Origin of the sequence: Mesobacillus jeotgali (genome assembly GCF_900166585.1) — a bacterium.
GTDB classification, from domain to species: domain Bacteria; phylum Bacillota; class Bacilli; order Bacillales; family Cytobacillaceae; genus Mesobacillus; species Mesobacillus jeotgali_A.
Window position 1 is genome coordinate 772266 of record NZ_FVZC01000009.1, and the last position, 23223, is coordinate 795488.

Annotated in this window: 20 protein-coding genes, 1 pseudogene and 1 riboswitch; of the genes and pseudogenes, 17 read left to right on the plus strand and 4 right to left on the minus strand. The window is 42.4% G+C overall.

Annotated elements, in window-relative coordinates; translation table 11 throughout:
• The first annotated feature begins 46 nt into the window (after positions 1 to 46).
• The 14 genes and pseudogenes from pdhA to B5X77_RS23565 all read left to right on the plus strand — a co-directional run bounded on the left by pdhA (position 47) and on the right by B5X77_RS23565 (position 16532).
• The gene (gene pdhA / locus B5X77_RS13805; protein ID WP_079508562.1) at positions 47 to 1114 is read left to right on the plus strand and encodes a pyruvate dehydrogenase (acetyl-transferring) E1 component subunit alpha; all 1068 of its coding nucleotides are present in this window, start codon (positions 47 to 49) and stop codon (positions 1112 to 1114) included.
• Complete coding sequence (locus B5X77_RS13810; RefSeq protein ID WP_079508563.1) at positions 1114 to 2109, plus strand: alpha-ketoacid dehydrogenase subunit beta; 996 nt, start codon at positions 1114 to 1116, stop codon at positions 2107 to 2109. Before pdhA ends, B5X77_RS13810 begins: the two co-directional genes overlap by 1 nt.
• 11 nt (positions 2110 to 2120) lie before the next feature.
• Positions 2121 to 3566: a dihydrolipoamide acetyltransferase family protein gene (locus B5X77_RS13815; protein WP_079508564.1), complete on the plus strand. Its 1446-nt coding sequence runs from the start codon at positions 2121 to 2123 to the stop codon at positions 3564 to 3566.
• Positions 3567 to 3884: 318 nt separating this feature from the next.
• Positions 3885 to 5000, plus strand: a complete 1116-nt coding sequence (gene hppD / locus B5X77_RS13820; protein WP_079508565.1) for a 4-hydroxyphenylpyruvate dioxygenase — start codon at positions 3885 to 3887, stop codon at positions 4998 to 5000.
• Between the two features lie 72 nt (positions 5001 to 5072).
• On the plus strand, positions 5073 to 6164 hold the full coding sequence (hisC, locus tag B5X77_RS13825) for a histidinol-phosphate transaminase (protein ID WP_257391809.1): 1092 nt from the start codon (positions 5073 to 5075) through the stop codon (positions 6162 to 6164).
• A gap of 3 nt (positions 6165 to 6167) precedes the next feature.
• Positions 6168 to 6779 (plus strand): flavin reductase family protein, encoded by a 612-nt coding sequence (locus B5X77_RS13830; protein ID WP_079508567.1) that lies wholly within the window; start codon positions 6168 to 6170, stop codon positions 6777 to 6779.
• A gap of 8 nt (positions 6780 to 6787) precedes the next feature.
• Positions 6788 to 7711: a fumarylacetoacetate hydrolase family protein gene (locus tag B5X77_RS13835; RefSeq protein ID WP_079508568.1), complete on the plus strand. Its 924-nt coding sequence runs from the start codon at positions 6788 to 6790 to the stop codon at positions 7709 to 7711.
• Between the two features lie 15 nt (positions 7712 to 7726).
• Positions 7727 to 8884: a homogentisate 1,2-dioxygenase gene (locus B5X77_RS13840; RefSeq protein WP_079508569.1), complete on the plus strand. Its 1158-nt coding sequence runs from the start codon at positions 7727 to 7729 to the stop codon at positions 8882 to 8884.
• 369 nt (positions 8885 to 9253) lie between these two features.
• Complete coding sequence (locus B5X77_RS13845; RefSeq protein WP_373887826.1) at positions 9254 to 10861, plus strand: ribonuclease J; 1608 nt, start codon at positions 9254 to 9256, stop codon at positions 10859 to 10861.
• Between the two features lie 107 nt (positions 10862 to 10968).
• Complete coding sequence (locus B5X77_RS13850) at positions 10969 to 11382, plus strand: SRPBCC family protein (RefSeq protein ID WP_373887813.1); 414 nt, start codon at positions 10969 to 10971, stop codon at positions 11380 to 11382.
• 1 nt (position 11383) lies between these two features.
• Positions 11384 to 11710 (plus strand): ArsR/SmtB family transcription factor, encoded by a 327-nt coding sequence (locus B5X77_RS13855; RefSeq protein WP_079508571.1) that lies wholly within the window; start codon positions 11384 to 11386, stop codon positions 11708 to 11710.
• Positions 11711 to 11931: 221 nt separating this feature from the next.
• Positions 11932 to 15108 carry a DEAD/DEAH box helicase gene (locus B5X77_RS13860; RefSeq protein WP_079508572.1) on the plus strand — a complete coding sequence of 1059 codons (3177 nt, stop codon included), beginning with the start codon at positions 11932 to 11934 and terminating at the stop codon, positions 15106 to 15108.
• 104 nt (positions 15109 to 15212) lie between these two features.
• A pseudogene (locus B5X77_RS23745) lies at positions 15213 to 15560 on the plus strand (peroxiredoxin family protein); the annotation flags it as partial.
• Positions 15561 to 15572: 12 nt separating this feature from the next.
• Positions 15573 to 16532, plus strand: a complete 960-nt coding sequence (locus tag B5X77_RS23565) for a methyl-accepting chemotaxis protein (protein WP_139378356.1) — start codon at positions 15573 to 15575, stop codon at positions 16530 to 16532.
• Between the two features lie 44 nt (positions 16533 to 16576).
• Here the strand turns inward: B5X77_RS23565 and B5X77_RS13870 are convergent, their stop codons facing one another.
• The 3 genes from B5X77_RS13870 to B5X77_RS13880 all read right to left on the minus strand — a co-directional run bounded on the left by B5X77_RS13870 (position 16577) and on the right by B5X77_RS13880 (position 20035).
• On the minus strand, positions 16577 to 17413 hold the full coding sequence (locus tag B5X77_RS13870) for an STAS domain-containing protein (protein WP_079508574.1): 837 nt from the start codon (positions 17411 to 17413) through the stop codon (positions 16577 to 16579).
• Positions 17414 to 18095: 682 nt separating this feature from the next.
• Positions 18096 to 19541 carry a zf-HC2 domain-containing protein gene (locus B5X77_RS13875; protein ID WP_079508575.1) on the minus strand — a complete coding sequence of 482 codons (1446 nt, stop codon included), beginning with the start codon at positions 19539 to 19541 and terminating at the stop codon, positions 18096 to 18098.
• On the minus strand, positions 19538 to 20035 hold the full coding sequence (locus tag B5X77_RS13880; protein ID WP_079508576.1) for an RNA polymerase sigma factor: 498 nt from the start codon (positions 20033 to 20035) through the stop codon (positions 19538 to 19540). The genes B5X77_RS13875 and B5X77_RS13880 overlap by 4 nt, the downstream gene beginning before the upstream one ends.
• A 183-nt stretch (positions 20036 to 20218) precedes the next feature.
• Here B5X77_RS13880 and B5X77_RS13885 point away from each other — a divergent pair, with 183 nt between their 5' ends.
• Positions 20219 to 20665: a GNAT family N-acetyltransferase gene (locus tag B5X77_RS13885; RefSeq protein ID WP_079508577.1), complete on the plus strand. Its 447-nt coding sequence runs from the start codon at positions 20219 to 20221 to the stop codon at positions 20663 to 20665.
• A 92-nt stretch (positions 20666 to 20757) separates the two neighbouring features.
• On the opposite strand, the gene B5X77_RS13890 is transcribed toward B5X77_RS13885, so the two are convergent.
• Positions 20758 to 22014, minus strand: coding sequence for a cation:dicarboxylate symporter family transporter (locus tag B5X77_RS13890; RefSeq protein WP_079508578.1), 1257 nt, complete (start codon positions 22012 to 22014; stop codon positions 20758 to 20760).
• A 118-nt stretch (positions 22015 to 22132) separates the two neighbouring features.
• A riboswitch (cyclic di-AMP (ydaO/yuaA leader) is annotated at positions 22133 to 22273 on the minus strand.
• Between the two features lie 80 nt (positions 22274 to 22353).
• Here B5X77_RS13890 and B5X77_RS13895 point away from each other — a divergent pair.
• Positions 22354 to 22674 carry a hypothetical protein gene (locus B5X77_RS13895; RefSeq protein ID WP_176167316.1) on the plus strand — a complete coding sequence of 107 codons (321 nt, stop codon included), beginning with the start codon at positions 22354 to 22356 and terminating at the stop codon, positions 22672 to 22674.
• On the plus strand, positions 22674 to 23204 hold the full coding sequence (locus B5X77_RS13900; protein WP_079508580.1) for a GNAT family N-acetyltransferase: 531 nt from the start codon (positions 22674 to 22676) through the stop codon (positions 23202 to 23204). The genes B5X77_RS13895 and B5X77_RS13900 overlap by 1 nt, the downstream gene beginning before the upstream one ends.
• The last annotated feature ends 19 nt before the right edge of the window (positions 23205 to 23223 follow it).

Sequence of the window (23223 nt, forward strand, 5' to 3'; positions counted from 1 at the left end):
GAATTTTGATTTAATAATACAGCTATTCTAAAAAAAGGGTGAGCCGATGGATAAGGATTTTCCGATTTTTCAAGTGATGGACCAAAACGGAAACATTGTGTCCGAGGAACATAAGAATTTGGTTACCGAAGATCGAGTGAAGAAGTTTTATGCGGAAATAGTTAGGATCCGTACGCTGGACAGGAAATCAGTCAGTCTTCAGCGGCAGGGGCGGATCGGGACATACGCTCCATTCGAAGGACAGGAAGCATCCCAGGTTGGAACAGCTTTAGCACTAAATAGTGATGACTGGATGTTCCCTACCTATCGAGATCATGGTGCGGCGATGGTGTTCGGTCATTCGCTGAGAAACATCCTGTTGTTTTGGAACGGGCGGAACGAAGGCTGTGTCCCGCCTAACGGGAAAAAGATATTCCCGCCGGCCATACCGATCGCAACCCAAATCCCCCATGCAGCAGGAGCAGCATTCGCTGAAAAGCAAAAAGGAACAAAAAATGCGGCCATTTGTTATTTCGGTGATGGAGCAACTTCGGAAGGGGATTTTCATGAAGGGTTGAATTTTGCCAGCGTTTTTAAATCTCCTGTTGTGTATGTCTGCCAGAATAACCAGTATGCGATATCAGTGCCAATCAGCAAGCAGATGAATTCTGCCACGATTGCCCAAAAAGCAATTGCCTACGATATTCCGGGTGTAAGGGTTGATGGCAACGATGTTTTTGCTGTGTTTGTTGAAACCGAAAAGGCACTTGAACGTGCCCGGACTGGTGAGGGGCCAACATTGATTGAAGCAATGACCTGGAGATATGGTTCACATACAACAGCAGATGATGCTTCAAAATACCGTGACCAGAATGAAAGCGCGTTAAAAAGGATGGAGACAGACCCGCTGCTCAGGCTGGAGCGGTGGCTGAAAAATGAAGGATTGTTTGATGAGACATGGGCGAAAGAAATGGAAGAACAAGCTGCAAAAGAGGTTGATGCAGCAGTCAAGGAAATGGAAAGTTTCCCTGCAGCAGACCCGGCAGTAATCTTTGATTATGTCTTCGAGAAGCCTACTTGGACAATCGAGAAGCAAAAGCGGGAGTATTTTGAACTGCTCGGGGGTGAGGCTTGATGGAAACAGCGCTGCAGACTAAGACCTTGACACTGGTCCAGGCGATAACAGATGGTCTTGATACGATGCTTGGAGAAAGCAAGGAGGTCATTCTCCTTGGTGAGGATATTGGTAAAAACGGAGGAGTATTCCGTGCAACGGATGGTCTTCAGGAGAAGCATGGAGAAAACCGGGTCATAGATACTCCATTAAGTGAAGCGGGTTTTGTAGGTGCAGCTATTGGAATGGCAGTGAATGGTTTCCGACCAGTGGTAGAAATCCAGTTCCTTGGCTTCATCTACCCAGCCTATGAACAAATCATGACACACGCTTCAAGGCTGCGGATGAGAACCATGGGCCATTTTACCGTCCCTATGGTGATCCGTGCTCCTTATGGTGCAGGCGTGCGAGCACCGGAAATTCATTGTGACAGTACTGAATCACTTTTCACCCATATGCCGGGAATAAAGGTTGTTTGCCCTTCCAATGCCTATGACGCAAAAGGTTTGATGATTGCCGCTATTGAAGACCCTGACCCTGTCCTGTTTCTGGAACCAATGAGGAGTTACCGTTCTTCACGGGATGAAGTTCCAGAAGGAAAGTATACCGTTGAAATTGGCAAAGGCAAAAAGCTGACCGAAGGCGATGATGTGACGGTAATTGCCTGGGGGGCAATGGTGCCGGTGGCAATGAAGGCTGTTGAGGATATGAAAAATAAGGGAGTTCAATGCGAGCTCCTCGATCTGCGGACACTGTACCCTATTGATAAGGATCTTGTCATTGAATCAGTTCAGAAAACGGGTCGAACGGTCATTGTCCATGAAGCACATGCAACTGGGGGCACAGGAAGCGATTTGATTTCATTGATTAATGATGAAGCCTTTCTATATCAGAAAGCCCCAGCAGAAAGAGTCACTGGCTATGATACGCCAGTTCCATACTTTGGTTTTGAAAATCACTATCTGCCGACCCCAAAAAGAGTCGCAGCTGCAATCGAAAAAGTGATGAAGTTTTAGGAGGCGTGCCGATGGTTGAAGTAAAACTCCATGACATTGGGGAAGGGATGACTGAAGCGGATATAAATTGTTATTTAGTGAAGCCAGGTGATGTCGTAAAGGCTGATGATCCGTTGGTAGAAGTCCAGACTGACAAGATGACCGCTGAAATTCCAGCGCCCTGTTCCGGTGTGGTTAAAGAATTGTTGTTGAACCAGGGACAAACGGTAAAAGTGGGGACGACGCTATTGATTATGGAAGGGCAAGCTGCACAAGGAACAACGGGTGGGCTTCAACAAGAAAGAGACAGTGCGTATACAGAAGCAGAGCCTGCTAAAGCGGCTGTTAATATTCTGGAAAGACATGCAGAGCCGATCGTTCCCATTGGTGTGAGCGTAAGGCTCGGCCGAATTCTCGCTTCTCCTTACACGAGGAAAATTGCACGGGAAAATGGTGTAAACATAATGGAGGTTACCGGTACGGGACCTGCAGGGAGAATAACCGATCAAGATGTATTGGCTTTTGCAAGATTAAGAGATAGTGAAGCTGCGAATGGTTCGGAAGCCGGTTCCGAACAGCAGGTTGCACGGGTTTCACAACCAGGTTATAAACAGTGGGCTCCGAGTCTTTCGGAAGTGGGTTCTGAAAAGAGGGTTGCGAAGATTTCGGAAGCAGGTTCTGAAGGTAAGGCAGCAGATATTCCGGTGCATGATTCCGAGGATCTGGTTCCGAGCGGTTCAAAAGGTGGTTCCGAAGCCAAGCAGATAAATGATGCCACAATATCCCACGGTTCTTTGCCATTCCGCGGACGCCGCAAGCAGATTGCCAAAAAGATGGTTCAATCATTGTATACCATTCCTCATTGCACACATTTTGAGGAAGTGGATGTCAGTCAGTTAATCACTTTGCGGGAAGAAATCAAGGCATCAGGAAGTTCTATTTCTGCGACTGCTTTCTTTATTAAAGCCCTTTCGATTGGGCTAAAAGAATTCCCAGTCTTCAATGCAAGGCTTGATGAAGAAAATGAACGTATCCAGCTGCTGAGTGAGCACCATATTGGAATAGCCGTTGACACTCCAGATGGACTAATCGTTCCGGTGATCAGGAATGTGGAGCGGAAGAATCTGAAGCAGATCCATGAGGAAATGAAGCGGCTTACAAAACTTGCACTTAATGACAAGCTTACAGTCAAGGATATTTCAGGGGGAACTTTTACAGTCAGCAATGTAGGTCCGCTGGGCGGCAGCATTGGTGCAACTCCAATCATCCAGCACCCGCAGACAGCACTCGTTTCCTTCCATAAAACAAAAAAACGGCCAGTAGTGACAGACCAGGATGAAATTGCGATCCGTTCCATCATGAATTTATCCATGGCGTTTGACCATAGGGTAGCAGACGGCGCAACTGCAGTAGCTTTTACAAACCGCTTCGCACAGCTGATTGAAAACCCAAAAATGATGCTGCTGGAGTTGATGTAAAAAGATGTTCATGGCGCCACATAAAAATCTTTCAACTAGCCCAACTGGGATTGAACAGGATTCATCTGGTACTAAAATGCAACTTATCGGAGGCAAGGGTAATAAGTTATCCAGGGTGAAATGGCTGTGTTAAGTAGCTAATTGTTAAAGGGTTCGTTAACTGTTAGTGGATACTCTTTTATAATATGAAACTTTTTAAAGACCATTTCCTTCACCACATAAAAGCATTATAGCTTTACACCGCGCTCTTGAGAGAGTAGATCGAGTTACTATAAAATAATTTTAAATATTATAAATATTTAAACAGGAGGTTTTACAATGGAAGAAAAAGTAATGGTATCTGGCCAGACAACCGAGGATTTTTTTCCGGTTCAGGATGTTGACTATTTGGAGCTATATGTAGGTAATGCAAAACAGGCTGCGCATTTTTTTCAGACAGCTTTTGGCTTTAAGGTAGTCGCTTATTCAGGTCTTGAAACTGGCAACCGCGAAACGGCTTCCTATGTGCTGCAGCAGCGGAAAATCAGGCTCGTTGTTACTGGATCTTACAATGATTCATCTCGTGTGGCCCAATTTGTCAAGACCCACGGCGATGGCGTGAAGGATATTGCGCTTGCTGTTGATGATGTCCAGAAGGCATACGAGGGAGCGGTAAGCCGTGGTGCGATCGAGATTCAGCCGCCACATGAGGTTTCAGACGAAAATGGTGTCTTGAAGAAGGCCGTAATTGGTACATACGGCGATACAATCCATACACTAGTTGAGCGAAAAGATTATAAAGGTCTTTTTATGCCAGGTTTTGTTGAGAGTGAAACTACTGTTCCAGTCAATGACGCAGGCTTCATCGGCATCGACCACGTAGTCGGCAATGTGGAGAGAATGGAAGAGTGGGTCAACTATTACGCAAATGTCATGGGCTTCAAAGAAATGAAGCATTTCACTGATAAGGATATTGTGACTGAGTATTCAGCGCTAATGTCCAAGGTTATGCATAATGGCGGCCGCATTAAATTCCCGATCAATGAGCCGGCCGAAGGAAAGCGTAAATCACAGATTCAGGAATACCTTGAATTCTATAACGGACCTGGTGTCCAGCATCTCGCAATTTTGACAGAGGACATTGTCAGTACAGTAGCACAATTGCGTGCAAATGGCGTGGAGTTCCTGAGCACTCCAGACTCCTATTATGAAATGCTATCTGAGCGTGTAGGAGAAATTGACGAAGAAATTGAAAAGCTTAAAGAGCTTAGTATTTTAGTAGACCGTGATGATGAAGGTTATTTGCTGCAAATTTTCACAAAGCCAATAGTTGACCGCCCGACTCTCTTCATTGAGGTCATCCAAAGAAAAGGCGCAAGAGGCTTCGGTGAAGGGAACTTCAAGGCACTTTTCGAATCAATCGAACGTGAGCAGGAACGACGCGGCAACCTATAAAAGCCAGGAAGGAAGGGGGCGAATCGCTCCCTTTTGTCATAAAAGGCGATTTGGAAAAAATGGGGGATGAATATGAACGTAAAAGCAAGAGCAGAACTTGAAGGGATCACTCCATATGCCCTCGGCCAGGCCATTGAGGAAATCAAGGAACAGTATCGGATCAAGACTGTAAGGAAGTTATCTGATAACGAAAACGTTTATGGTACTTCTCCGAAAGTACATGAAGCCATCATGCAAGCATCTGCAAACTTGGCTTTTTATCCAGATGGAATGACTTCAGGACTCGTTGAAAAACTTTCCGCACATTATGGGTTGTCTCCTCAACACTTTCTTGTCTCGAATGGATCAGAGGAAATCATCCGTCTGCTTACGAGAGCGTATATCAATAAAAATGATGAAGCCGTTATGGCGGAAGTGACATTCCCTCGCTACAAAACCAATGTGCTCATAGAAGGCGGAAAAGCTGTCAGTGTACCGATGATCGAGGGACGGCATGACCTTAAGGGGATGCAGGATGTCATTACAGAAAAAACCAAACTCGTATTTGTCTGCAATCCAAACAATCCTACGGGAACGATTGTAGGCAAACAAGAATTGCTTTCCTTTATTGAAGATGTACCTTCAAATGTCCTGATTATCATCGATGAAGCCTATTTTGAATACACAGATTCTGAGGACTATCTGGATACAATGCCATTGCTCACACAATATGAAAACCTCGTTATCCTCAGGACCTTCTCGAAAATATATGGTCTTGCGAGCTTGCGGGTAGGCTACGGCATTATGCATCAAGACGTAGCAAAGGAACTTCACAAAGTCAGGGATGTGTTCAATGTTAACCAGCTTGCCCAGGCTGCAGCTATGGCAGCGATAGAAGATCAGGAATTCGTTAAAAACTGTGCTGAGAAAAATAGTGCAGAAAGAGAATTCCTCCGTGAAAAGTTAAAAGAGTTAGAGATTGAAAGTTTCCCTTCACAATCCAATTTCCTGTTCGCATATACGAAAATGCCTGTCATCCAGATACTGAAGGAAAATGGTGTGCTTGTCCGGCAAATGCAGGTTCCTGACTATAAAGAAGCATTCCGGATTACCCTCGGTACCAGGGAGGATCATGAATTCATCCTCCAAATTGTAGGCCAGCTTTTCCATGAAAGGGCGGTGTAAGCCTTGGAAATTAAAACAGACAGTCTTGAATGGAGAGACGCATATAAGCTTTTACAGGGCTCTGTGCTGCCTCGCCCGATTGCATTCGTTTCCAGTCAGGATGAGAGCGGAAACACAAACCTGGCACCCTTCAGTTTTTTTACAGTAATCAGTGCAAATCCTATGATGGTTTGTTTTTCCCCAATGAGGCGAGGGACTGATGGCGCGAAGAAGGATACATTGAACAATATAGAGGCGACAAAGCAGTTTGTCATCAATATTGTAAGTGAGGAATTCGTCCGGCAAATGAATGATTGTGCAACAGAATTCTCTTCTGATATAGATGAGTTTGAAGCATCAGGGCTGACCAAGGCTGTCAGTGCGGCTGTCAAACCGCCAAGGGTTATGGAATCCAAGGTTCATCTTGAGTGTGAACTGGATCAGGTCCTCCATTTCGGGCAGGACGAAGCGGGTGCTGGAAGCCTTGTGATCGGGAAAGTCGTCCATGTGCATGTCGATGATGATTTGTATGAAAATGGCCGGATCAATTCGGAAAAATTGAATCCAGTTGGCAGACTGGCGGGTGCAACCTATACACTGCCGCTTTCCAAAACCTTTGAGCTGCAAAGGAATTAGGTGATGACATGAAATTCATAACGTTTTTGAAAAAAGATGGTTCAATCCGTGCAGGCTGGATTAATTCAAGAAATGAAGCCGTTGATATGTATGAAGCGTCGAAGGGAATGTTGCCGGATAATATGCTGGCATTCCTTGAGGACCATGAAAAATATATGGAATATATTAAACTGAATCAAGCTTCTTTAGATTCTGATAATGGAGCCTATTCACTTGCTGAGATCAGCTTAAGGGCACCGGTGCCGAATCCGAAGAGCGTCCGCGATTTTTACGCATTCGAGCAGCATGTAAAAACGGCCAGGGAGAACCGGGGACTTGAGATGATTCCTGAATGGTACGAAATACCGGTGTTCTATTTCACTAATCACCTTGCCATCAAAGGGCCTGAAGATGAAATCAAACGGCCGCAAGCATGCGAGTGGCTTGATTATGAGCTCGAAATTGCCTGTGTAATCGGTAAGGAAGGCAGCAATATTGAAGCAGAGAATGCCGAACAGTATATTTTTGGCTTTTTTATCATGAATGACTGGAGCGCACGCGACCTCCAGAGGAAGGAAATGAAGGTGGGACTTGGACCGGCAAAAGGGAAGGACTTTGCTACATCATTCGGTCCATACTTAGTCACGAAGGATGAATTGGATTCCCGTAAAGCAGGAAATGGGTACGATCTGCACATGACTGCAAGAGTGAACGGCAGAGAATTGTCCCGGGGAAATATGAAGGATCTGTATTATTCCTTCGGTCAAATGATTGAGCGTGCTTCCGCTGGAACAACACTTTATCCAGGTGAGGTGATCGGTTCAGGCACAGTGGGAACAGGCTGTATTCTTGAACTGGGCACGGAGGTCCACCGCTGGCTTGGACCGGGTGACGAAGTTGAACTTGAGATTGAAGGGCTTGGAGTCCTGAAAAATAAGATTATCGAAGAATAGAAAGAAGGTGTATTCATGTACTACCGTCAAATGGGAGAAATCCCGAAAAAACGCCATACGATGTTTAAAAAGGAAGATGGTTCGCTCTTCCGTGAGCAGGTAATGGGAACGAAGGGGTTTTCTGGAACCCAGTCCATCCTTTATCACCACCATATGCCGACAGAAGTGGTTAAAAGTGAATTGATCGGAAGCTATTTGCCTGAATATGAAGAGCAGGGGTCATTGAACCACCGGCATTTTCTTACCGACCAGATTACGAAGACCGGCGATGCTTTAAGTGGAAGGGAATATATCTTAGGTAATGACGACTTGCTGATCGGATTTGCAAATATTTCTCAACCAATGAAGCACTTTTACCGCAATGGTGACGGAGATGAGATGTTCTTTTTTCATCATGGTTCCGGCAAAGTGCAGACCATGTTCGGCACATTGACATACCGTCCAGGTGATTATGTCGTCATTCCAATCGGGACGATGTACCGTGTTGTACCTGATGATTCAGAGATGACCAAAGCACTGATTGTTGAATCGTTCAGCCAGATTACTACACCTCGCCGTTATCGCAACGAATACGGCCAGCTTTTGGAGCATAGCCCATTCTGTGAACGTGATATTCGCGGGCCGGAGACACTGGAATCCTTCGCAGAAAAAGGGGAGCATGAAGTGATCACCAAGACACGCGGCTATCTGCACCGCCACGTGTTGAACCACCACCCGCTTGATGTAGTTGGCTGGGATGGCTATCTGTATCCATGGGCATTCAACATCGAGGATTTTGAACCAATCACTGGCCGGATCCACCAGCCGCCGCCAGTTCACCAGACATTCGAGGGGCACAATTATGTTGTCTGTTCATTTGTGCCAAGGCTTTACGATTATCATCCAGAGGCGATTCCAGCGCCATACTACCACAGCAACGTCAATAGTGATGAGCTGCTCTATTATGTAGAAGGCAACTTCATGAGCCGCAAGGGAATCAAGGAAGGTTCCATCACCCTCCACCCAAGCGGTATCCCGCACGGGCCGCATCCTGGCAAGACTGAAGCAAGCATCGGCAAGAAAGAAACACTTGAGCTTGCTGTCATGATTGATACATTCAGACCGCTGAAAACGGTCAAGAAGGCAAAGGATATTGAAGACGACCAGTATATGTATACCTGGATCGAGAAATAGGAAGAGTTGGCCTATTCACTAAATGGTGGATTGGCTTTTTTCTTTTTTTGGGCAAAAGCTTCTGGAAAAAAGCCTCGTTTATTTCCATGTCGCCAATAAAAACAGATTTTCGCTAATAAAAATTAATTATCGCCAATAAAAATTTTTTTTCGCCAATAAAATTGTGAACTCCGCCATTAAAATGAAATTTTCGCCAATAACGGATTTCCATCTCCTTAATGGGTATACAAAGTATGAGATATTCCACTCCAGGACGAAATAATCGGAAATACAATGGGCAATACTAACAAAATCGATTACGGTTTAGGAGGTTATAAATTGACTTTATCAATATTTGCCCTGGGAGGCATCAATGAAATAGGCAAAAATATGTATGTTGTTCAATATGAGGACGATATTTTTGTGATTGATTGCGGCGGGAAGTTCCCTGATGAGAGTTTGCTCGGAATTGATTTGATTATCCCGGAAATGACTTATCTTGAGGAAAACAGAGAAAAAATACGCGGATTGATTGTGACCCATGGCCATGAGGATCATATTGGCGGTGTCCCTTATTTTTTCAAAAAACTGAAGGCTCCAGTATATGCCACTGACTTCACACTTGGGTTGATAGAATTAAAACTCGGTGAGCATAAGCTTTTAAGAGGAACTGAATTGAAAAAAATCAACTCAGATTCAGAATTGGATTTTGGCAAGGTCAAGGTTTCATTTTTCAAAGTGAGCCACAGCATCCCGGATTGTCTGGGAATAGTTTTCCACACTCCAGAGGGGAATATTGTTCATACAGGGGATTTTAAATTCGACCTGACTCCCGCTAATGATGAACAATCAGAAATCCACAAAATGGCGAGAATCGGGACAGAAGGTGTTCTGGCCTTGCTTTCTGAAAGTACGAATGCTGAACGGACTGGGCTTACGCCATCGGAGCGAATGGTCGCAGGTCATTTGGAAGAGGCATTTATGAAGGCAGAAGGAAAGATTTTTGTATCTACTTTTGCCTCGAACGTAAACCGTGTCCAGCAGGTAGTAGAAGCGGCAATCAAGACAGAAAGGAAGCTGGCTTTACTTGGCAGGAGCATGGTCAATGTTGTGGATGTTGCGATTGAAAGAGGATACCTGAATGTTCCAGAGGGTATGCTGATCGAACCTCATGTAGTCGATCAGTTGGATCCTGACAAGGTTGCCATATTATGTACTGGCAGCCAGGGAGAACCGATGGCAGCATTAGCCCGTCTTGCTACTGGCAATTATCGGGATGTCAGCATTTATCCAGGTGATACAGTCATTATGGCAGCTTCACCAATACCAGGGAATGAAAAAGATGTATCAAAAATCATAGATAACCTTTTCAAGCTTGGAGCCAATGTTATTTACGGCTCAGGCAGCACAACCGGTATGCATGTTTCCGGCCATGGCTACCAGGAAGATCTCAAGCTGATGCTTACACTAATGAAGCCAAAATACTTTATCCCGATTCACGGTGAATACCGGATGCTCCACCATCATCGATTGCTTGCAGAATCGGTTGGTGTGGAAAAAGGCCATACGTTCATTATTAAAAATGGTGATATCGTTGATATAGACCATGGAGAAGCCAGGCAGACCCGGAATATACCAGCAGGAGACACATATGTAGACGGGATCAGTGTCGGGGATGTCGGTGAAATCGTATTAAGAGACCGAAAGCAGCTTTCCGAGGATGGAATGCTTGTAATTGTCCTGACTTTGAGCAAGTCTGAACGAAAAATTATCTCAGGCCCAGATACGATTTCCCGCGGATTCGTATTTGTGAAAAATTCAGAGGATCTGATGCGTGATGTTAATAATCTGGTAACAAAAACCGTAACAGAATTGCAGGAAGACAATGTACACAGATGGAATGTCATCAAGCAGGCCATAAAGAAAGCAGTTGGCCAGCATATCTTCCAGCAGACAAGACGAAAGCCGATGATCCTGCCCATCATCATTGAAATCTAACCAGATACTTAAAAGTATCTGGTTTTTCTACATTGACATAACACTAAAAGGTGTTATAATTTTAAAAGTGACACAATAGGGTGTTGTAAATTCACTGGAGGTCAAATATGAATATGCAGACTGAAATTCGCAAAACAATTATTTTAAATGCACCGATTGAAAAAGTATGGAAAGCAGTCGCGACGTCAGAAGGGATTGCTGCCTGGTGGATGCCTAACACCTTCGAAGCTGAACTTGGCAGAGAGTTCATTCTTCACGCAGGACCTTTTGGAGATTCCCCCTGCAAGGTGACAGAATTAGACCCGCCGAATCGTCTTGGATTTGATTGGGGGAAAGACTGGCATTTGGTATTTGAATTGAGGGAGATTGACAGCAAGACAGAGTTCACCTTGATCCATTCCGGCTGGGATCCGGATAAAGTTACTGAATTTGGGCAGCCTCATACCATTGTCCAGGGTATCATGGATCAAGGATGGGATAAAATCGTCAACGAAGCACTCCCTTCCTATATCGAGGGCTGACATGCCGGCTTCACAGGCAAACCATGATGTGTTCCATGCAGTTTCGGATCCGACTCGCCGTAAAATCCTTAAGATGCTTGCGGATAAAGAAATGCCGATTGCTTCCATAACAGAAGAATTTCCTATAACCAGGACAGCAGTCAATAAGCACTTATTCGTGTTATCAGAAGCAGGACTGGTTACGAGCAGAAAAATTGGACGTGAATCACGTTATGCATTACAGCCTGAACCGCTTCGTGAATTGCAGGAATGGCTCTCCTTTTTTGAAATCTACTGGGATAACAAATTATCGGCACTTAAAAGTTTTGTAGAATCGGATGAAGAATAGGAGCTTGAAAAATAGAGAAATACATTTTTAATGGATGAGGCAATTCAAGGCCAATATAATGCCACTACTCTTTCAGCACCGACAGTCCATGATTTGATAAAATTGATACCTAAAAGCATGGTTTTCTCCATGCTTTTTTACATTCCTGCTTAACAAATGAAGTGATAAAGTCTACACTAGAAATTATTAATTAAAGCATCCAGCAGGAGGGGGAGCAGACCATGGACAACAAATTAAGTCACAAAACGATCAAGGATTTATGCGGAACTGTTTCCTTCAAGCGCGGGGATGCATTTTATCGAGCGGATAAAGTGAAATTCACTGAGTACAATCCTGATCGTGTAAAAGCAATTGTGACAGGGGCAGATGATTTCCATGTCACTGTCCTAAAAACCGGGGACGGGCGTTTCCAGACTGAATGCAACTGTCCAAAGCTTGCATCTGTCAAACATGAGTGCCAGCATGTGGCCGCTGTGCTGCTGGCCATTCTCGATGAGCAAAAGCGGGGAGAGTCAGGTTTATCAAGGAATATTGACCAACCGAAGAAAGAGCTTGCAGAAGGAGTGCTGGCTATTTTTAATGAAGACCCCCGCAGAACTAGTGGGCATCAGAGGCACTTTGAAACGAGAAAGATATTGAATGCTCAGTTCAGCCTCAAGCCGGTCACAAATAATCAGGAAATGCTCCTTGGTCTTTCAATAAGTATTGGTCCTGTCAGGGTACATAATATTTCTGTCTTTTTGCAAAGTGTAGCCGATCGCAATTCAGCAACACTTTCTAATTTATTCGTGTTTGATCCAAAACTTCATTGTTTTAAAACTGAGACCGATGAAGTAATCAAGCTCCTGACTCTAATCATTCAGGATACAGGATTAGTCATCGATAAAGATAAATGCGATTCTATATTGATCATTCCTCCATCTTTTTGGCAGAAAATCTTGCCACTGTTAAAAAAGGTGCCCGATGTAAAGCTGGAAGTAGGCGGAAACCTGGCCGATTTTTCTTTATCAAAAGAAATGCTTCCTCTAAATTTCAATTTTGAAAAAGGCACTGGTAAAGATTATTCCTTAAAGATTAATGGGATTAATAGGTTGACTGTCCTGAACAAATATAATCTGGTCATTTCAAATGCAGAATTGGTCGAGCTAAGTCCTGAGGATTCGAGCAGGTTATTTGAGTTGAAAAACATGCTTGCAAGGTCGAAGACAGACAGCATCCCGATTTTACAGGAGCAAATGGGATTCTTTGTGGAAAAAGTCGTTCCCGGTCTTCGCCGTATTGGTAAGGTGCAAATTAATGGAGATATCGCCAAGCAATTTTTGACAGACCCTCTCGTGGCAAGGCTTTATCTTGACCGTGTCAATAATCGTTTGCTGGCAGGGCTGGAATTCCAGTATGGCAACATTATATTTAATCCACTGGAACATAGGGAACCACAAGTAAATACTTTATTGATCCGGGATATGGAAAAAGAAGTGCAAATCATTGAAATGCTGGATGACAGTTCATTCGCAAAAACAGATGGCGGCTATCTTTTACATAATGAAGAGCTTGAGTATGAATTTCTTTATCATGTCCTGCCAAAGTTACAAAAAATCAGCCAGATTTATGCTACTACAGCTGTCAGGAATAGGATTTTCAGGGAGCCTGCCAGGCCGCAAATCCGTGTGAAAGTAAAAAAAGAACGGACAAACTGGCTTGAATTCAAGTTTGAAATGGATGGAATACCGGAAAAGCAAATCCGGGATGTCCTTGAAGCTCTGGAGGAGAAAAGGAAGTATTTCCGTCTGCGAAATGGGGCACTTATGTCACTCGAAACACGGGAATGGGAAGAAATCCAGCGGTTCCTGAATGCTGGGCCAATTCAAGCTGAGGACCTGGAAAAAGGCTTGAATATGCCAGTTGTCCGGGGAATGCAGATGGTCGACTCATTCGAGGGTCAATCTGTCTTTATAGAAGAAGAATCCTTTAGGGAATTTTTGGAGGAAATGACCAGTCCAGATAAAACCAAATTCGGTATTCCTGAAAAACTGAAGCCAATTTTGCGAGATTATCAGAAACAGGGCTATCAATGGCTGAAAACATTAGCGAACTATGGATTTGGCGGCATTCTGGCTGATGATATGGGGCTGGGAAAAACGCTGCAAAGCATCACCTATATTGCTTCTGAACTCGAAGATGGAAGGGAGAGGAACCTTCCATTCCTGATTGTATGTCCATCATCCCTCGTTTACAACTGGCTGGGAGAATTCCTGAAATTCACCCCGGAAATAGAAGCGGTGATCATTGACGGCAACAGGTCCGAACGAACAAGGCTGTTAACCGATATGACGGGTATAGATGTGGTGATTACATCGTACATGCTTCTGAGAAGAGATATCCATTTATACGAAAAAAACAATTTTCACACTGTCTTTTTTGATGAAGCACAGGCTTTCAAAAATCCGCTGACACAAACTGCAAAGGCTGTCATGAATATCAGAGCCGAGCACCATTTTGCGTTAACCGGAACTCCAATAGAAAACTCAGCAGAAGAATTATGGTCGATCTTCAGGGTTGTTTTCCCGGAACTATTTCAGGGGTTGAAGGAGTATAGCCAGCTGACAAGCAAAGCAATAGCGCGCAGGATCCAGCCTTTTTTGCTGAGACGGATGAAAGAGGAAGTCCTTGGAGAGCTGCCGGAAAAAATCGAATCGATTGATACGGTAGAGCTGCTGCCTGAACAGAAAAAACTATATGCCGCTTATTTGGCTAAGCTCCGGCATCAAACATTGAAGCAGCTTGATAAAGATACAATCAGGAAAAATCGGATTAAAATTCTTGCCGGATTGACAAGACTCAGGCAAATATGCTGCCACCCGGCCCTGTTTGTTGACGGATATGATGGTACATCGGCTAAGTTTGAAGAATTGAAGAAGATCGTTGATGAATCAAGATATGCCGGGAGGAGAGTGCTTATTTTTTCGCAGTTCACAAAAATGCTCAGCCTGATCGGCAGGGAGTTAGCCTGCAAAGGCATACCATATTTTTATCTGGACGGACAAACGCCATCCGAAGATCGGGTGCAAACTTGCGAAAAATTCAATTCTGGAGAACGCGACTTTTTCCTTATTTCATTAAAAGCTGGTGGAACAGGCTTGAATTTAACTGGAGCTGATACCGTGATTCTTTACGATTTATGGTGGAATCCAGCTGTAGAAGAGCAGGCTGCTGACCGGGCACACCGAATGGGCCAAAAAAATAAAGTCCAGGTTATAAAGCTGATATCCCGCGGGACGATTGAAGAAAAGATGAATGAGCTTCAGGATAAAAAGCGTAATATGATAGAAGAAATTATTGAAGAGAAGCCCTCATCCGCCCTGACAGAGGAAGATATCCGCGATATTCTGCTGTTGTAGTTTTTCAAAGAGTTAACAAACATCGTCCCTGGCCGATAATAATCTGTGAGCCAAGCTTTTAGATAAATGTAGATAGAGGAGAGATTATTTTGGCTAATAAAGGTTTGCATGTAGGCAAGCAAGCACCAGATTTTACTTTAACTGGGACGAACAATACAAAATACAGTTTATCAGACTTTTCCGGCCAGCCTGTCATACTCGTTTTCCTTAGGGGCACCTGGTGACCGAACTGCCGTAATCAGCTGGTCCAGCTGAATGAACATTATGAACACCTAAAAGCAAGCGGGATTCAAGTACTCGGAATTGCAGGCCAAAATTTAAAGGGAATACAGTCGTATGTTGACAGTGAGGGAATCAAAATTCCAATCCTGTCTGATGGGAACAGGGAAGTCATTAAAAAATATGAAGTGTTTGTTCCCATTAAATGGGATAGTTTCCGTATTGCGATTCCAAGTACCTTTGTTTTGGATGAAAACCATGTCATCCGCTACAGTTATATAGGTGATTCGCAATTTGACCGTCCTGCACTTGATGAAATTTTCAAGACGATCCAGAAAGTCCACAATTTAAGTGAAGACGGAGAGAAAAAGGATGACTCTGGACAGGCCGCTGTTTTCGTCGGCGCAATGAAGGATACTTTCCAAGATATTGTGCTATCGACACAGACAATACAACATAGCGTTAATCACAACCTATCTTCGATTAATGAATTGGAAAACGAGCTAATCGAAAATAAAGAGGCATTATCACTATTCTTTACAGTATTTGAACAGATGGAATCTAAAATCAGTATGTACAGTGAGGCAATCTATAAGGTATCAGAAGGCTCAGTTGCTGTAATCGAGGATAATAGACAGGCTTCAGAACATATGAAACAAACTTCCGAACTGTTAAAGGAACTGGTAGGTTTGACAAAGACCATTGGAAGCATTAGTTCGACGATCTCATCTATTTCTGGGCAAACTAAAATCCTTGCATTAAATGCTTCCATTGAAGCAGCACGTGCAGGCGAGCATGGCAAAGGATTCTCAGTAGTCGCAAAAGAAGTTGGCAAGCTGGCAGAAGCCTCTGCAGATGCATCAAAAAATATTTCTGCACAATTGGAAGAAATAGAAACAAAAATCAGTACGAGTTTTTCCTCCTTTATCGATTTTGATGGTCTAATGCAGCAAATTGATGAAAAGGTAAAGTCACAAAATCAGGAATTGAATAATATTTCTTCAGGCATCCTTTCAGTGAGGGATGAGAGTACAACCCTTGCGGACCGCCTGAGGAAAATTACTGAACAGGAAGAGGCACAGCAGCGAAAAATAGGCTCAGTAAAACAACAAGAATTGAGTATTTCATCAGAAATCAATGGGATACATCGGGATATCGAGGAAAATAATAAGCTGCTGCAAGAACTGGATTATAGAGTGAAATAAATAGTGGAAAGCCCCTTTGTCTGAACAAAGGGGCCTTTTTACAATTATTTTTGAATTTCATTATCCAGATAGGACCTAAGTGTTTGCTGCAAGGTTCCCTTAGTTTCTGCCTTCTGTTCAAAGTTGATTCCAGTATGAATCATTTTCCTTACAAGCTCCGGACGCATTCCGGTTATTACAGCTTTTGAACCCATCATTGCAATACCATTCAGCACTTTCTGGAAATGGTCAAGTACATTCATTTCCATATCGGCAATACCTGAAAGGTCCATGATCAAGGTTTGCACTTTCAGTCTGGAAATATCCATCAAGACCTTTTCTTCAATAATCTGCATTCGGTATTCATCAATCATTCCTATTAATGGAAGTACTGCTACGGAAGTGCTGACGGGGATTATTGGGACAGACAAGTGTTCTACCAATTTTCTCTGAGAGGAGAGCAGTTCATCCTTATACTTTGTATAGGTTAAGAAGAAAGTATTCAGGAATTGGTCAACCTGATCATTGATCTTTTTCTCTAGCTGGAAAAAATCTTCACGAGTAGAAAATTTGTTATGCAATTGATCATATTTGTTTAGGAAGTGCCATAAAGTCCGGCGAATGGCCTGGATCCATTCCAGTTTGAATGCGACTGTCAACGAATGTTCAGCCCATGCAATTCCTTCTTGTTCTGCAAAGGCAACCAGTTTGTCTTCCTGCTCCTCCACTATGTAAACAATTAACTTTTCTGCGTTCTTCAAAAGGTCGATGTTTCCCTTTTGGAGAATCTCATGAATTTTAGATGCTACATTTACAGCCTCTGATAATAACTTTTCTTCAAAAAGCTCTCTGTTTGTTTGAATGAAATCGGTCACATCTTTTTGATTAAAAGTGGATTCCATTATATGTACACTCCTCGGATTTATACTTTAACGTATTTAACAACACGCTCATAGGTAAAACTACCCCTTTTATAAACTGTAACAAAGCTTGGGGGTAAATTCAAATAATTGAGGCAGGGATCCTATGATTAAAGGATATAAAAAATAAAAAAAGAAGTATAGCAAAATATTTTCTAAAGGGGAGACTTAGTGGGCTCTGGTTGGTCATCGTTATCCTTGCTTATTTGCCAATAATTTACAGAATCCATCAGCGGCTTGATTTTCTGGAAAAGAAGTTGAACGCTTAAGTAGTCAGGCGAACAATTATTAATAAAAAATAAAAATAGTATGTTAAGTTGTTTTCTCCTGCTTTGTTCTGGGAGGGTATCTTGGCGTAATATATGATTCAACTATCAATCCTAATAAATTTGGACGGTGGTTAAACGTTACCTGACAATGTAACGTGAGCGGTATTTCATAACTATTTTGGGAGCGGGGAATCGATACTTGGAAGCTCTCTTCCTGACAGTGCCTCCTTTCAGCCGCCTGGCAAAGGCAGGGAAGAGTTTGCTATATCAGTATCCTTAGGAGTTGAGCAGAAAATCAGGGGGTATTTGTTAAAGGTAAAGGAGTTGCTTATGAAGCGAAAAGCTTTATATTGAATAAGAGACTGCCTCATTACAGGCAGTCTGTTTGTATGTGTTTAGAAGTCGTCCAAGTAAACTTTCTCCTCCAGGCCAGTTTTGGCTGAAATAAATTTCCCTTCTTCAAAATAATCCATTTCGGGTAGCATGAAGACCAATTCAAAGTTTCCGGTTAAAGCTGAATAAATGACAACTGCTTGTTTGTCACCAATATTGTCGGGGGCAGCTGATAGGTCAACTTGATCCAGTTTGCCAAATGAAGGAATATGGCGATTGTGGTCAAAGCTTTCAAGTTTCCCGTTCCTGGCATTAATATTCAGAAAAGTTTCAGTTTCTAATGGTGTATATACTGTATAACCGTCAACCTTAGGGATAGCTTTGAAACTATAAACCTTATATCTGGGATCATCTGAAAAAGAATTATAATTTAAACCTAGAGGAACGAGTTCCAGCTTTATTTCTTTTCCATAAATTCCTTCTAGATACGACCTGGCTTTCGCTTCAGCTTTCTCTTTTTTCATAACAGTCCCATCAGTTAACGGGCCAGTATCCCCGTTATAATGAGTGATTTGGCCTGTGATTGCATCAATGTCACCGCCATTCCCATTTCCAATCTCAAAACGATATACATACAAGTCATTAACAGGACTTTCTTTTTGTAATTCTATTTTATCTTTTTCAATTTCCAATGTATTCGCTATCCGTTTTTTTAATTCCGTCTCATTATATGCCTTTATTTCATCCGGCATTTTATGAAAACGAGTAAAACTGTAGGTTAATAAGTTTACTTTTTCATAAAACTGGTCCAGCTCTTTTACATCTAGTATATGGAAGTAAGAGCTATATCCATGGTGGGTTTTTTCAAAGTCCTCTCTAAAATCTTGTCTGTGACTATGAATATATTTCTTAAGCGCCTGGAATGCTTCTTCATCTGTTTCAGACCACCTGCCCTGATTGAACCGGGTTTTCATTCCAGCAAGTGTCTCGTTCAGCCTTGGAGCATTGAGGATTAGGGAGAACTCTGTAGAATTCATGCTATAATCCTCAACGAAATTCATATTCTCTCTAAGCGCGTTATTGTATTCAAAGAAACGATCCATTTCATATGATTCAAAGCCTGTCGGTTCTTTATTTTTCACTGCTTCAATTACCATGTCCATTTGCCCCAGGGTATCATAATAACCATCTGTCGCCATGAATAATTGTTCTCGTTCATTGATGTAATCTGTGAATATTATTGAAAAAAGAATTCCGGCAAGTACAACAGAAATGAGCCGAAGACGATACAGCTTCATTTTTAAAATAATTTTGTCATCAAGGGACTTGGAAACCAAAGGCTCATCCATATCAGTGAACTGGATGGTTTTCTCACCTGAATCATAAAATGTCTTGCATGTTCCGCACTCCATAAGATGCTCATCGATAGCTGTTTTCACAGAAGGGCTTAAGTCGTTTTCTGCATACAAAGGATATAAATCCTGAACAACTTCATGTTCCAATTTCATTCCCGATCCTCCAAATTCCTGTAGATTTCCTTGAATTTTTTGCGTGCACGGTACAGGCCAACCTTTACCTGGCCGATTGTTTCGTTTGTAATGACGGCAACTTCCTCATAAGTAAGGTCGTTCACATCACGCAAAATAATATATGTCCGGTAATTTTCGGGCAGTCTCAGCAAGGTAGATTCAATTGCAGATTGATTATCTGAGCGTTTGTATGGATCATGCTGCTGGATTAATTGCTGAATTATGATATCTGACTGCACCTCCATGCTGGTTTGTTTTTTCATGCTGTAATTGATATAGGTGTTTCTTGCTATCCTAAAAATCCATGTTTTTAGGGAGGATTCGCCACGGAAAGTGGCTAGTGACTGGAAAGCCTTCAAGAAAGTGTCCTGAGTCAGGTCTTCGGCAATATGTTTATTTTGCGTGGAACGGTATAGATACAAGAAAATTGCATTTTTGTAGGTTTCATATAATTCAATCCGCGGGTCTGACATTCCATCCCCCTCTCTCTGGTAAACATAGACATTTAACAATGTTAAAAGTTACACCTATTTTATAAAAAATTTTCACAGGTAGGTTGAGAATTTTTTAATAGATGGTAAAATTAGCTAAAATATCAACACAACAATCATCGGATAATTTTTTCATTTTTATAGATGCAAAGGAGTAATTTCCTAATGTTAACTTTACAACCCATTACAAAGGACAACTGGGAGGAAGCAATAAGGTTAAAGGTTAAGGAAAATCAGAAAAACTTTATTTCTTCCAATCTCTATTCCATTGCGGAAGTCCAATTCCTAGAACAGTTTCGGGTCATTGGAATATACGCAGATAATCAAATGGTAGCTTTTGCGATGTATGGCATCGATCCGGATGACAATAATTATTGGATTTACAGGCTGATGATTGATGCTGCGCAACAGGGGAAAGGCTTTGGTGCCTCAGCGGTAAAACTGGTAATTGAGGAGATTAGGAGAACCAACACAAATGAAATCCCTGTGATCATGATAGGGTATAACCGGGAAAATGAAGGAGCAAGAGAAGTATATAAGAGGGCAGGATTTGTCGAGACAGAAATTGCACCATGGGGAGAACAAATTGCAATATATAAGCTTAAGGTTTAAATGAAGCAGTCGAACAATAGGAACAATGTATAAATGGCGGGTATGTATTAAAAAAATAGTCAACAGGAATCCTGTTGACTATTGGGATGTATTTAAGAAGCTTTATTTAATGCATCGGATTGCTTTCTTGGTTTGAAGACGCCTTCCCATTTAGCGATGACAATGGCTGCAAGAGAATTTCCGACTACATTGACGGCAGTTCGTCCCATATCAAGAATTCTGTCAATACCAGCAATGAAAGCTAATCCTTCAACAGGCAATCCTACTGTACCCAATGTAGCAAGGAGAACGACGAATGAGACACCAGGAACTCCGGCTATTCCTTTGGAAGTAACCATCAACACCAGCATGAGCGAGACCTGTTCTGAAATGGTCATATCGATCCCGTACATCTGGGCGATAAATATGGCGGCTAACGCTTGATACAGCGTTGAACCATCGAGGTTAAATGAGTAACCTGTAGGTATTACGAAAGAAGTGATATGTTTTGGTGCTCCTTCTTTCTCCATTTTATCCATGATTCTTGGCAAAACTGTTTCTGAGCTAGCTGTCGAGAAAGCCAAAATTAATTCATCTTTCAGTGTACCAATCAATTTAAAGATGTTGTAACCGGCCATTTTAGCTACTAAGCCTAATATGACGATTACAAAGAAGGCCATTGTTCCATAAACGGTCAAAACTAATTTGCCAAGCGGGATCAGTGATGCAAGACCAAATTTGGACACTGTTACTCCAATCAGTGCAAATACCCCGAATGGAGCAAATTTCATGATTTGGTTGGTTGCATAGAACATCGCATCCGCTGTTCCCTGGAAAAAGGCAATAACCGGTTTTCCTTTTTCACCGATAGCCGAAATTCCTAAGCCAAATACAAGGGAAAAAAAGATGATGGCAAGCATATCGCCTTCTGCAAAAGCGGCTATTGGATTGGTTGGAACGATTTCCACCAATGTCGTAATCATAGACTTTGTTTCTTGTGTTTCGGCTGTATCTACATAACTAGCAATATCAGTTTTATCGAGCTCACTCATATTGACTCCAGCACCTGGCTGGAACAGATTAGCTGCAATGATTCCAACTATGATGGCAAGTGTCGTAATAATTTCGAAATACAAAAGCGTTTTACCGCCAATTTTACCGAGTTGTTTAATATCGCCAACCCCGGCAACCGCAACAACGATGCTTGCAACTACAATCGGTACGACGATCATTTTAATTAAACGGAGAAAAATGTCTCCAATCGGTTGAAGGTAGGTGGCAACTGCTGGGTTTCCAAAAAACACTGCCCCTACGATAATACCGACGACTAAGCCAATAAAAATTTGTCCTGCCAAACTAATTCTTTTCATCTGGATTCCTCACCTTCTGTGATTTCTTTGCTGCAATAGCAATTGGCAAGGGAAGCGAGATTGTTTTTCTCCGTAAAAAAAGACACTTCAGGTGTCATTTGCCACAGAGATTGTGATCTTCTGTTCCCTTTGGTCGCTTACGAGGTTAGCTGTCGGGTTAGGACTTGGAAACGCAAAGCCCCTTCAGGCTGAATTCACCCCTGGCGTAAATCGCCAATTGGTTCCCCCGTTCTTCGGAAAGATTAAGCGGAAAATACTAATAAATATTATATTAATATTTTAAAAATGTAAATGGATATAGCTTTCCAATTGGTTTTGTATGGATTTGAGTCACTATTTATGAATGAGATATTTAATGAAAAAGAACAGGGGGAATTAAATTTGAAAAAGTGGCTTGTCTCTATCTTTCTAATAGTTATTTCTGGATTGCTTTTAAAACAAGGCATGGACTTATTGGCGCTTGGGACAGATGTTGATGGAGAAGGAATCGGTATTCATTTCCTGGGTTTCGAAATCAATGATCGTGTACCGGAAGCTAGTATTCCTTCTTATGCAAGAGGTTTTTTTATAGCAGCTGGAATATCTTTTGTGCTGATGGTAGTACTATTCGAAAGAAAAATCTTTAAAGAGTTAAGGAATGGTAGTAGGGGGAATTCGTAATGGAAGATAAAGTTCATCTGATTAAGCCAACTGTAGTTCTGCAAAATGAATATCTTGAATTTTACCATGAGTGGAAAGCCAGCGGGGAGGACATGATTCCCTGGGTGATTGAAAAGGACCCAGCTGATTTTGCCGGCATGGTCCAATTTTTGCTTAAAAATGAAAAAGGTATCGACCTTCCGGAAGGATGGGTTAGGGACTCTACCTATTGGCTCGTAAACGAAAACAATAAAGTATTGGGAGTCGTCAATATCAGGCACGGATTGACAGAAAGGCTGTTTTATTGCGGCGGCCATATCGGTTATGGTATCAGGCCCAGTGAAAGGCGGAAAGGCTATGCAACGAAAATTCTGGCTTATTCGCTGGAAAAAACGAGGGAAATAGGAATAGATAAGGTTCTCGTCGTTTGTGATGCTGACAATATCGGATCAGCCAGAACAATTACCAAAAATGGTGGAGTAGAAGATGTCAGCTTTATTGAGAAAGATGGCAATGTAGTAAAACGGTTTTGGATTGAACTAAAAGATTAACTGTGAAGGAGTCACTTTG

Bases quoted from the DNA above. Each gene is read 5' to 3' on its own strand.
- pdhA (WP_079508562.1), top strand. From the start codon at position 47: ATGGATAAGGATTTTCCGATTTTTCAAGTGATGGACCAAAACGGAAAC.
- B5X77_RS13810 (WP_079508563.1), top strand. From the start codon at position 1,114: ATGGAAACAGCGCTGCAGACTAAGACCTTGACACTGGTCCAGGCGATA.
- B5X77_RS13815 (WP_079508564.1), top strand. From the start codon at position 2,121: ATGGTTGAAGTAAAACTCCATGACATTGGGGAAGGGATGACTGAAGCG.
- hppD (WP_079508565.1), top strand. From the start codon at position 3,885: ATGGAAGAAAAAGTAATGGTATCTGGCCAGACAACCGAGGATTTTTTT.
- hisC (WP_257391809.1), top strand. From the start codon at position 5,073: ATGAACGTAAAAGCAAGAGCAGAACTTGAAGGGATCACTCCATATGCC.
- B5X77_RS13835 (WP_079508568.1), top strand. From the start codon at position 6,788: ATGAAATTCATAACGTTTTTGAAAAAAGATGGTTCAATCCGTGCAGGC.
- B5X77_RS13840 (WP_079508569.1), top strand. From the start codon at position 7,727: ATGTACTACCGTCAAATGGGAGAAATCCCGAAAAAACGCCATACGATG.
- B5X77_RS13845 (WP_373887826.1), top strand. From the start codon at position 9,254: ATGTATGTTGTTCAATATGAGGACGATATTTTTGTGATTGATTGCGGC.
- B5X77_RS13850 (WP_373887813.1), top strand. From the start codon at position 10,969: ATGAATATGCAGACTGAAATTCGCAAAACAATTATTTTAAATGCACCG.
- B5X77_RS13855 (WP_079508571.1), top strand. From the start codon at position 11,384: ATGCCGGCTTCACAGGCAAACCATGATGTGTTCCATGCAGTTTCGGAT.
- B5X77_RS13860 (WP_079508572.1), top strand. From the start codon at position 11,932: ATGGACAACAAATTAAGTCACAAAACGATCAAGGATTTATGCGGAACT.
- B5X77_RS13870 (WP_079508574.1), bottom strand. From the start codon at position 17,413: ATGGAATCCACTTTTAATCAAAAAGATGTGACCGATTTCATTCAAACA.
- B5X77_RS13875 (WP_079508575.1), bottom strand. From the start codon at position 19,541: ATGAAATTGGAACATGAAGTTGTTCAGGATTTATATCCTTTGTATGCA.
- B5X77_RS13880 (WP_079508576.1), bottom strand. From the start codon at position 20,035: ATGTCAGACCCGCGGATTGAATTATATGAAACCTACAAAAATGCAATT.
- B5X77_RS13885 (WP_079508577.1), top strand. From the start codon at position 20,219: ATGTTAACTTTACAACCCATTACAAAGGACAACTGGGAGGAAGCAATA.
- B5X77_RS13890 (WP_079508578.1), bottom strand. From the start codon at position 22,014: ATGAAAAGAATTAGTTTGGCAGGACAAATTTTTATTGGCTTAGTCGTC.
- B5X77_RS13895 (WP_176167316.1), top strand. From the start codon at position 22,354: ATGAATGAGATATTTAATGAAAAAGAACAGGGGGAATTAAATTTGAAA.
- B5X77_RS13900 (WP_079508580.1), top strand. From the start codon at position 22,674: ATGGAAGATAAAGTTCATCTGATTAAGCCAACTGTAGTTCTGCAAAAT.